The sequence below is a fragment of the Synechococcus sp. H55.11 genome (genome assembly GCF_047462475.1).
GTDB lineage: Bacteria > Cyanobacteriota > Cyanobacteriia > Thermostichales > Thermostichaceae > Thermostichus.
In genome coordinates, this window is record NZ_JANSJI010000056.1 from 25,014 (window position 1) to 35,385 (window position 10,372).

Consider the following 10,372-nt stretch of genomic DNA (forward strand, 5'->3'; position numbering starts at 1 on the left):
CTAAGAGACGAAGGCTGGCAGGTGCTCCGTAGCCTTGGCTGCTGGAGGCAACAGCAGCAAGTTGTTCGCGTAGTGCGACGGCTCTTAAACTAGCAATGGAACGCAAGCCACGGGAGGGAGGCACCCTGATCTTGCAGCTCTGCTGGAAGTGTTGGGCGAAGTACTTCAGAAAGGACATTGGCACCAGCATGAACGGCCAACAGCAGCCGCCGGCGGAGAGTCCCCAACCCCAGTCTGGAGCGGGGAAGGGAGATCCCGTACCCTTGGTGGAGCTACGGCAGGTCTCCAAGCGCTTTGGAACCACGCTGGTGCTTGACCAAGTCGATCTAAAGGTACATCGGGGCGACGCTCTGGGGCTAGTGGGGCCTTCCGGCACTGGCAAATCAACTCTGTTGCGCATCATCGCTGGCCTGACAGAGCCCGACGCTGGCGAAGTGCTCTGGTGCGGCATCCCCCTGCCGGAGATTCAGGCCGGCCACTGCACTCCCCCCTTGCGGGTAGGCATGGTATTCCAGCAGGCGGCCCTCTTCGACTCGCTGACGGTGGAGGAAAACGTCGGGTTTTTGCTCTACGAGCACTCGCGGCTGCCGCGGGCACGCATTCGGGAGCTGGTGGCAGCCAAGCTGGAAGCAGTGGGGCTGGCGGGTAAGGAGAACAGCCTGCCGGAGGAGCTCTCGGGGGGGATGCGCAAACGGGCCAGCTTCGCCCGCGCTATTATGGAGGATCCTTCTCTGCCCCAGGACGAGCCGCAACTGCTGCTCTACGACGAGCCCACGGCGGGCCTGGATCCCATTGCTTCCACAGTGATTGAAGACCTCATCCGGGATCTGCAGCAGGTGAAAAAAGCTTGCGAGAGCTACATTGTGGTGACCCACCAGCACAGCACCATCTACCGCGCCACCGAGCGCATCGTGCTCTTGGCCCAGGGGCGGGTGCAGTGGGAGGGATCGGTGCAGCAGATCGAAACGTGCGATAACCCCTTTGTGCGGCAATTTTTCAGCGGTAGCGTAGAAGGGCCGATTCAAGTGGCAGGGCAGGTGTGATGCGTTCGCGAGCAATCCGAGAAGGGGCGGTGGGCCTGTTGATCCTGGCAGGGGTGCTGGGCTTTGCCGGGCTGTTTTTGTGGATCTACAACTTGCGCTTCGGCAGCCGCGGCTTCCAGTTTACCGTCACCTATCCCAACGTATCCGGCTTGGCGGAAGGCTCCAGCGTGCGGCTGCGGGGGGTAGCCGTGGGGCGGGTGGAGCGGATTTTGCCCCAGGCGGCCCAAGTGGAGGTGCAGGTGGCCATCGACCAGCCCTTGGCCATCCCCCGCGACGCCCTGTTTGTAACCACCCAGACGGGGTTGGTGGGGGAGACGGTGATGGATATCCTGCCCCAGACGGCTGTGCAGCTAACAGGATCTCCCTTGGCGCCCGATTGCGACCGCAGCCAGATCATCTGCGCTGGGGATAGGGTGGAGGGCACGCCGGGCGTGGACTTCGGCCAGTTGCTGGTTCAGGTGGATCGGCTGGTGACGCGCATCAACAACGACGAGTTCTTCGCTACCCTCAACGCCACCCTAGAAGGGATCACCCGCGTCGCCAACAGCGTGGCCGATCTCTCAGAAACTGTAAAAGAGCAAGTAGCTGCCCTGCGCACGGAAGATCTGGACTTGTCGCAATTTACCTCGGCTGCCACGGCTATCCAAGACGCGGCTGGGGCTGTGAGAGGAACGGCCCGCAGTTTTCAAGCGGCTGCCGATCAGTTCACCCTTCTGGTGGAACAGAACCGCACCTCTCTCCGTGCCGCCCTGGAAAATATCCAGCAGGTGAGCGCCGATCTGCAAGCCATGTCGAGCGCGGTTCGCCCGCTGCTGACGGATCCGCAACTGCAGGCGGATGTGCGCCAGATCCTGGCCGAGGTGCGAGCGGCGGCGGAGAACGTGTCTCAAGCTACCGAAGATCTGCGGCAGCTTGCCGCCAACCTCAACGATCCGGGCACCCTGGCGACCTTGCGCCAAACCCTGGACTCGGCCCGCATCACCTTCCAGAATGCGCAAAAGATCACCGCCGATATCGACGAGCTGACGGGGGATCCCCAGTTTCGCCGCGGCCTGCGAGAGCTGGTGCTGGGGCTGAGCAACTTGGTCTCCAGCGCCCCTAAGGCCTCCGGCCCGCTTACGCGAACAGAAGACGGGATCCAGCCTGCTGCAGCCCAAGAGTATCGCTTCCGTTTTGCGCCCGTTTCTTTTGCCCTGGCCCTTGAGGAGCAGCAGCCCGTTCCCTAGGAGGAAGCCAGGATCCCTGCCGAGGTCTGCTCCCGCAGCGGCGGCAAAAGCCATTGAAGGGATCCGGAAGCTGGGGTAGGCTTTGCGGATAGGGTGCTTTGCACCGCTGGCGTGGCTGAGGTTGAGGTGTGAGGAATGTGCGGCATTGTCGGCTATGTGGGCTTTCAGTGGGCGGCTCCTATCCTCTTGGAGGGCCTGCGCACTTTGGAATATCGGGGCTATGATTCCGCCGGCATTGCCACGGTGGATCCAGAAGAGGGCTTGAGGATCGTGCGGGCCACCGGCAAGCTGCACAACCTGCTGGTGAAGCTTACCGCCAACATGCCCACGGCCAAGGTGGGGATTGGCCACACCCGCTGGGCCACCCACGGCGGTGTTAGCGAAGAAAATGCTCACCCCCACTGCGACGCGCGCGGGCGCATCGTGGTCATCCAAAACGGCATTGTGGAGAACTACCTGGAGCTGAAGGAAGAGCTGCTGCGGCGAGGGGTTGGCTTTCGCTCCCAAACCGATACCGAGGTGATCGCCCAACTGCTGGGCCTCTACACCGAGGAGCTGGGCTGCTTCGAGACGGCCTTTGGCAAAGTCATGGGGCAACTGCGGGGGGGAAATGCCGTGGTGGCTTTGGATCGGGAGGCGCCGGATCGGTTGATTGCCGCCCGCCTGGGCAACGCCGGCGCTGTGGTCGTCGGCGAAGGGGAGGGGGAGAACTTCGTTGCCTCGGATCTGCCCGCCATTGTCCGCCACACCCGCAGGGTGGTGTTTCTGGAAGATGGGGAGATGGCCATCCTCACCGACTCCAGCGTGCGCTACCTGCGCATCAGCGGCGAGGAGCTGCGCAAAACCCCCCTCACGGTGGCCTGGGATCCCGTCTCGGCGGCCAAGGGCGGCTACAAGCACTTCATGCAAAAGGAGATCTATGAGCAGCCGCGCACCACCACCGATACGCTGCGGGGGCGGGTGGATCTGGAAGAGGGGCGGGTGACTCTAGAGGAGCTGGCGCTAACAGAGGCGCAACTGGCCCAGACGGAGCAGATTCATGCCGTGGCCTGCGGCACCGCCTGGCACGCCTGTCTGGTGCTCAAGTACTTTATCGAGAGCCTGGCCCGCATCCCGGTGCAGGTGGACTATGCTTCCGAGTTTCGCTACCGCCAGCCGGTGCTGCGCCCCCACAGCCTGCTTGTGGCCCTCACCCAGTCGGGCGAGACCGTCGATACGCTGGCGGCCATGAGCGAGGCCCGCGCCCAAGGGATCCCCACCCTGGCCATCGTCAACGCCATCGGATCCCAGGCCACGCGCCTGGCGGATGCCGGAGTTCTCTACATTCACGCCGGGCCGGAGATCGCCGTCGCCTCCACCAAGGTATTTACCGGCATGCTGGTGGCGGGATACCTGCTGGCCCTGCAACTGGCCCAGGCCAAAGGGATCCTCAACCCGGCCCAGATCCGATCCCACCTGCAAGCTTTGATCGAGCTGCCGGGCAAGATCAGCCTGCTCCTGAAAGATGCCGCCCTCTACGACCAGTTGGCGGAACAGTACCACCACGTTGCCGACATGCTCTACCTGGGCCGCTGGGTCAACGCCCCCATAGCCCTGGAGGGGGCCCTGAAAATGAAAGAGGTCAGCTACATCCACGCGGAGGGCTACCCGGCAGGGGAGATGAAGCACGGCCCCATCGCCCTCATCGACGAGCGCATGCCGGTGGTGTGTATTGCCACCCGCGATCCCGTCTACGAGAAGATGCTCTCCAACATCGAACAGGTACAGGCGCGGGGAGGGCGGGTGATTGCCCTGATCAACCCAGAAGATAGCCAGGTGAGGGAGAAGGCCGACCACGTCATCGAGGTGCCCAGCACCACACCCCTGTTGTCGGCAGTTTTAAATGTCATCCCCCTGCAGTTGTTTGCCTACGCCATGGCGCTGCGCCGCGGGGCCGATGTGGATCAACCCCGCAACCTGGCCAAGTCGGTAACCGTCGAGTAGTGGCTGCCGACCTTGTCAGGGCCGGCCTCTGGCTTTTGTAAAATCGGGCAGATCACGTCATCCTCAGCCGTCGATCCCGCTGGGATCCGCCAATCGGAGAGGAGGCTTTCAATTTGGCCTTTCAGAGTTTGCAACTCCGCTATCCGCTCTTCGATCTGACGCAGCTTCTCCTGCAGGTGTTGGCGGATCTCCGGGCAGGGCTGTTCCCCCTGGTCGTGGAGCTGCAGGATCTGGCCAATTTCTTCCAGGCTTAGCCCTAGGCTCTGGCAGCGGCGGATGAAGGCCAGCCGCCCCAGCACTGCCGGATGGAAGAGGCGATAGCTGGACTCCGACCGCTGCACCGTTGGCCGCAGCAGGCCCAGCGACTCGTAGTAGCGCACCGTGCGCACCGGCAACCCCGCCGCTGCTGCCACCTGGCCAATCTTCAAGCTGGCCGACGTGCTAAAGGACTCCGTCCCGCTGACGCGAACGGCAATTGCAGGACTGAACATAGCACCACCAGCTCCCCAGAAGCTTCAGCTTAACAAAGCCAGCCCCGTAGCCGGATCCCCTGCCGAGACCAAATTGGCTCCTGCTGAGAGAGGCGGGAATACCTCAGCTTTTGCTGCCCATCTCGGCGGCTTGGATCAAGGCTCTGGCCCGCTGCTGATCCAACTTGGCCTGCAAACGCTCCTGCTTGTCGCTGCTGGTATTCAAAACTTGGCTCGCTTCGTCCAAGAGGGCCTGAGCTGCGGCCTTGTCCACTTTTTCTCCCCGCTCGGCGCGGTTAACCAGAACGGTTACCTCGTTATTTTCCACTTCCGCAAATCCGCCCATCACGGCAATGGCCGACCACTTGCCACCGGCCTTGACCCGCATGACTCCATTGCCGATAGCAGTTAAGAGAGGAGCATGGTTGGTGAGGATGCCCAATTGACCTGAGGTGGCAGGGAGGATCACTTCCTCAGCGGGGGCATCCCAAACGATGCGGTCGGGGGTGATCACGCGAACCATCAGCGTCACGGCAGATCTCCTAGAGGCTTGAGCTGGACATCCTTAGATCCTACTGGATCACATCGACACTCCCGCCGACTTCGGTCGGGGGATCCCTGCGCAGCCCAAGACCGTTCGCGAAGCGGGACGATGTCCCCCCCCTGTAACGGCATAGTGAGCGAGACTTAACCTAGGCATAACCTTGCCTTTACTTCAGTCGGGAAGGCAAGCGGTATGGTGTTGTCGGGAACACCTGTCTCTTGCCGTGAACTCAGCACTGATGGCCAACCCCGCTGCTGTGGGTTCGCAGGAGAAAGCCCAACGACCAGTGTGCTCAGTTTGCTCTAGCGGAGCCAGTTTATGCCTGAAACGATGCCCGGCCATTTTGCTGCCGGCCTGCCTACACGGGAGCGTCAACTACTAGAAGATCTCTACCGAGGCCGCAGCTTATCTCCCTACAGTCCTGGACAGGTTATCCCTTTGTTTGCGGATGAATGGGTGATCGTCTGTCGGGGCGTGGTACAGTTGACGACTCTCTATCCCAATGGCGGCGAGGCGCTGTTGGGATTTGCCGGCCCCTCCATGCCGCTGGGATCCCCGCTGACGATGTTGGATCCCTACCAGGCCAAGGCATTGACGGCGGTTGACGTGTTGCGGCTGTCGGCAGCCGAGGTGGAAGCCTCAGCAACCCTGAGCCAAGGGCTGCTCAAGCAGGTGGTGCGGCGGCTGCGCCAAACCGAAGCGCTGCTGGCCCTAGCCGGGCGGCGGCGGGTGGAAGAGCGGCTGCGCCAGTTGCTCTCCCTATTGGCGGTGGAGTTGGGATCCCCGGTGGCGACGGGGGTGCGCCTGCAGGTGCGCCTTACCCACCAAGACTTGGCCAATGCCATCGGCACCACCCGCGTCACCATCACCCGTCTTTTGAACCGTTTCCGCCAGCAAGGCTGGATCGCGGTGGACAAGAACCGCCACCTGGTTATCAAGCTTGGGCACGCCTCTTGACAGCCCCAAAGGGCAAGGATTCTCCCAGCCTCATCGCCTTAGGGTTACTGGTCCCACCACAGCACATACTGTTCGGAAGAGCGCGGGGCTTCCTGCCGATTTGCTAAGGCCAGCTCAACCCAGAGTTTGGTCGGCTGGCCCAGCGCTTCAAGCATCCACCACTTCAAACGCCCACAGCCCCCGCTCGGCAGGGATCCGATGCAACCGGCCTTGAGGAAAGCGCCGCTGCAGCGCTGCCCCTTGCTGATCCCATACCCCCTGGTTCAGGAACAGGGTAAACGGCGGCTGTAGGTCTTGGGTGGGCAAGGCCTCAGGGGAAAAGACCTGCACCTGCTGTCCCGGCCCGGCAAAAAATTGGATCCAACTCTGCCAATAGATAGGCTCTCCCCAACTGAAATAGGGGTAGGCGGCGCTGGCTGCCAGGTAAAAGCGGTGGTCGGGATCCCCTTGTCGGGCCGCCACGTAGCGCCCGGTAGCTCCCACATCGTTGCCCTGGATCCAGCCCTTGTGAACAAAATCCCCAAAAATCGCCAAGTTCCATCCCCCGATCACCAGGATCGCCCCCGCCATCGCCACTGCCGGCAGCCACTTCCTCCCTGAGGATCCCCAACGTCCCAGGAGAGCTACCAGCGCCTGGATCCCTTCCAGGGTTAGGTAGGCTACAAAGGGCAGGATCACCAGCAGGCGGGTATAGTTGGGGGCTTTGGTGATGGCCAAGCTAAACAGCAGATAGAGAAATAGGAAACTGCCCATACAAAGCCAGTCGTGGGGTTGGCTGCGCCCCTTCCAGAGGCGGTAGAGGCCGGATCCCAAGCCCAGCCAGAGCAAAACCCCCGTCAGCGGATCCACAAAGGCATGGCCATAGTTGGGGTAGATATAGCCCCGGTCGTGCTGGCCGGGGTCGTTAAACATGCTCAGGCCGTTGCGGATGTTGCGCCACACCGCCTCGGCTGGTGTAGCCGCATTGACCCACATCTGCTGCAGCGCCCGCCCTTCCGGGAAAAAGAGAAATTGCTGGCGGGCATACTCGGTGCTGGCCGGCGGAGAAGTAGCCGTGGCCACCAAGATAGGTGCGGCCACCAGAAAAAAACCCAGCGCCGCCGGCAGCGTCAGCTTGGCCAGGGCCCAAACGGGGTTGACCTGCTTATTCCCCTCCTGCAGATCCTCCCGGCCCAGGAGCAGGTAGAGGCCGCCAAACAGCAACCCCAGCAGGATGACCACCCGCCCCGGCAGATAGCCGTAGAGGGAGAAGGCCGCTGCCCCTCCCCCCAAATACAAAAGCAGGGGATTTTTTTCCCGCACGCCCTTTAAGATCAAGGCTAGAGCTGCACACTCCACCAGCACAATCAGATTCTCTCGCATCGCCATGCGGCTGATGCCCAGCAGAGCGTGGTTGGATCCCAAGAGGATCGCCCCCGCCAAGGCCAGCCGGGATCCCCAGAAGGCGCGAAAAAACCCGTAGGCCACCAGGGTGGTGATCACCCCGAAGGCGGCATGCACGGTGCGCACATTCACCAGCGTGACTCCCCCCATCAGCCGCGTCAGGCCGCCGAAGAGGCTGAACATAAAGCGGGGAAAATAGAAATACTCCGGCATCAGCCCAAAGATATCGGGGTAGCGCACCCCTGAGGCCCGCCGCGCCATGGAGGTGATGACAATCTCGTCGGTGTTGATTTGAAAAGGGATGTTGGCCAGGTCGTAGAGGTAGATGGGGGCGAAGACCAGCGCCAGCAGCCCCAGGTGCAGCAGCTCCTGACGCCAGCGCAGCCGCGTCGGATCCCAAGGGAGCTGAGCCGGAGGAAACTGGGCCACATACAGCCCCACCAGCAGGATGCTTAGCAGCCAGATACCCATCTGCAGCACGTGGTAGCCAAACACCCCGTACCAGAGGGTCAGGGCTATGCCCAAGCCCAGGCCGGATCCCAGCAGAGCCAGGCGCCGGGAAGTTGCCAGCGTATCCCAAACCGCCATAGATTGGAATGAGGAACCGAATCTTTCCCAGCCTATCAGGCACCTGGCGGCGTTCGATCCCTCGCCCCCGGCCCCTCTCTATGCAGTATCAATAACCCCGCATCGGCTCCGTCTCTCGCTCCAGTTCCGGCTCCATGAAGTTGGACGGGTCGTAAAGGAAGCGGTTGACCTCGTCTTCAAGGCGGTAGATCTCAAAAGGCTGCAATTGCTTGCCAGTTCGCAGGGCCAGCAGGTAGCCATCCACCAGCAGGCGCAGTTCATCGGTGCGCCGATAGCCGCGATGCCAACTGTCCACCAGCGCGTCGGTCAAAGCCTGATAATGCCGGATCAACTTCGGGTCTTGCAACATGGTGTTCCCTTGCCCTGCTTGTTTCTATCCTAACTTTTGATATCTGTTTGTGATCAGGAGTTGCGAAGGGATGGGAAGCTGTAGGGTCTTAAGCTTTTACTCCCCCCAACTCCCCTCGACAATGGGAAGGTGCAGCCGTGAGGGGGTGTCGCCGCCGCTGTGAAGAGCAAGGGTGAGAATGCGAGCCTCAATGAGCCGCTCCTCTCGCATCCCCGTACCTGTATTGACGGAATAGGCCGGGAAACAGGCCGCACTGAGGCTGAGACGCAGGGCGTGGCCGCGGGGAATGCGGATGCAGGCGGGCTGACAGGGGATTGAGATGGGGGCATTGGGCTGGGGATCCCGCAGACGGCGGTAGCCCTGGGAAAAGTTGTACACCTGGCCGTCCGGCCTGACCACGGAGAGCACGGCGCAGAGATCCAAGCTGGGGCTGTCGGCTTCGACGTAGAGCTCTGCCGTGATATCCCCCGCCAGGAGGAGGTCGGTTTCCAGAGGGGGAGTGGTGTAGGTGAGAACATCGGTGCGGCAGTCGAGGGCAGAGCGCTCTTGCGGCCCGGCAGGATAAACCAGGTGACCCCCCAAAGCCGGCACCGGTCGCCAGGGATCGTGAACAAAAGTATCCGACTGTTGCCTCAGTGGGGGTTCCGGGCGGAGGGATCCCTCAAGTTCGGAGAGGGCAGCCAGGCCGGTGCTGTGCAGGTAAAAAGCTTTTGGCTCCGGGGTGGGCCAGGCCTCTAAGCTGCGCCAGCGGTTGGATCCCATCTCGAATAGGCGCACCGGCAGCTCCTGGAGGATCCCGGTGTCCTTGCCTTTGAGGAACTGGTCAAACCAGCGCACCTGCAGCCGATCGATGGGGCTGACGGCCTCGGGGCCAAAGTCCAGCGCCCCCACCCTGCGCCCCCACGGCAGGTGGGCCCAAGGGCCGATGATCAGGTGTTGCGGGTTTTGGCTGCGGGCACTCATCTCCCTGTAGAGGCGCAGGCTGCCACTCAGATAGCTGTCAAACCAGCCGCCAATGTGCAACATCGGCAGATCCACCACCTCTAGCCGAGGGGAGAGCTGGCGCCAGTAGTCGTCGGGTTCGCTGTGCTCCAGCCAGTCGAAGTAGTAGGACTGGGGCGCGTATTGCTGCAGCACGCCCGGCTTGAGGGGGATGGGATCGTAGAGGGGCAAGTTGCGGGAGGCTTTGAAGAGGGCCTGGTAAGCGTTGGCCTCTCCCCGCCGGCGGGCTCCCTCAGCTTCCAGTTGCAGCGCCCAACTGAGGTTGTTGGAGAAGGCAAAGGCTCCCCCCGGGTAGGCGGCATCGGCGTAGAGATCGTAGGGCAGCATCGCCGGGCAGATGGCCTTCAAGGCGCTGGGACGGCTGGAGGCGGCATAGAGTTGGGTCATGCCCTGGTAAGAAAAGCCGTACATGCCCACCACACCGTTGCTCCCTGGCAAAGCAGCCGCCCAGTTGACCGCGTCAAACCCATCTTCAGCTTCGTGGCGGAAGGGGTAGAAGGAGCCCTTGGAGGTGCCCCGCCCCCGCACATCCTGGATGACAACGATATAGCCATGGGCCGCATACCAGCGCGGATGGGCGTACACCACCGTCGAGGCAATGGCCCGCCCGTAGGGCTGCCGCATCAGCAAGACCGGGTAGCTCCCCCCGCCTTCTGGGCGATAGACATCCGCATCCAGTTGGATCCCGTCGCGGGTGAACATGGAAACGGTTTCGCGGGGGCGCACAGGCAGCATGGTTGGGTAAGGTCAGCGAAATTTGCCGAAGAACTAGGCACAGGGATCCCTGGAGAGCTCTTCGATAGAAAATTCCGGGAGATAGAAGCATT

At 62.2% G+C, this 10,372-nt stretch carries 9 protein-coding genes; 4 read left to right on the plus strand and 5 right to left on the minus strand.

Features of this window, described 5'->3' with window-relative positions; genetic code table 11:
• Positions 1-188: 188 nt before the first annotated feature.
• The 3 genes from NW853_RS02420 (at position 189) to glmS (ending at position 4,252) form a co-directional block, all read left to right on the plus strand.
• Positions 189-1,043, plus strand: coding sequence for an ABC transporter ATP-binding protein (locus tag NW853_RS02420; RefSeq protein WP_414347572.1), 855 nt, complete (start codon positions 189-191; stop codon positions 1,041-1,043).
• Positions 1,043-2,269, plus strand: a complete 1,227-nt coding sequence (locus tag NW853_RS02425; RefSeq protein WP_414347575.1) for an MlaD family protein — start codon at positions 1,043-1,045, stop codon at positions 2,267-2,269. The genes NW853_RS02420 and NW853_RS02425 overlap by 1 nt, the downstream gene beginning before the upstream one ends.
• Positions 2,270-2,404: 135 nt before the next feature.
• Positions 2,405-4,252, plus strand: coding sequence for a glutamine--fructose-6-phosphate transaminase (isomerizing) (gene glmS / locus NW853_RS02430; RefSeq protein ID WP_414347578.1), 1,848 nt, complete (start codon positions 2,405-2,407; stop codon positions 4,250-4,252).
• Here glmS and NW853_RS02435 read toward each other — a convergent pair.
• Together NW853_RS02435 and atpC are read right to left on the minus strand one after the other, a co-directional pair.
• Entirely contained in the window at positions 4,213-4,743 is a 531-nt protein-coding gene (locus NW853_RS02435) for a heavy metal-responsive transcriptional regulator (protein ID WP_414347581.1), read from the minus strand. The genes glmS and NW853_RS02435 overlap by 40 nt on opposite strands.
• Before the next feature lie 103 nt (positions 4,744-4,846).
• The gene (gene atpC, locus NW853_RS02440) at positions 4,847-5,254 is read right to left on the minus strand and encodes an ATP synthase F1 subunit epsilon (RefSeq protein WP_414333559.1); all 408 of its coding nucleotides are present in this window, start codon (positions 5,252-5,254) and stop codon (positions 4,847-4,849) included.
• Between the two features lie 330 nt (positions 5,255-5,584).
• On the opposite strand from atpC, the gene NW853_RS02445 reads away from it, so the two are divergent.
• Positions 5,585-6,223: a Crp/Fnr family transcriptional regulator gene (locus NW853_RS02445; protein ID WP_414333557.1), complete on the plus strand. Its 639-nt coding sequence runs from the start codon at positions 5,585-5,587 to the stop codon at positions 6,221-6,223.
• A gap of 147 nt (positions 6,224-6,370) precedes the next feature.
• Here the strand turns inward: NW853_RS02445 and NW853_RS02450 are convergent, their stop codons facing one another.
• From NW853_RS02450 to NW853_RS02460, 3 genes are all read right to left on the minus strand, one after another.
• Positions 6,371-8,194, minus strand: a complete 1,824-nt coding sequence (locus NW853_RS02450) for a hypothetical protein (RefSeq protein WP_414347583.1) — start codon at positions 8,192-8,194, stop codon at positions 6,371-6,373.
• A gap of 88 nt (positions 8,195-8,282) precedes the next feature.
• Positions 8,283-8,543 carry a DUF6761 family protein gene (locus NW853_RS02455; protein ID WP_414333553.1) on the minus strand — a complete coding sequence of 87 codons (261 nt, stop codon included), beginning with the start codon at positions 8,541-8,543 and terminating at the stop codon, positions 8,283-8,285.
• A 96-nt stretch (positions 8,544-8,639) separates the two neighbouring features.
• Positions 8,640-10,280, minus strand: a complete 1,641-nt coding sequence (locus tag NW853_RS02460) for a CocE/NonD family hydrolase (protein ID WP_414347586.1) — start codon at positions 10,278-10,280, stop codon at positions 8,640-8,642.
• Positions 10,281-10,372: the final 92 nt, after the last annotated feature.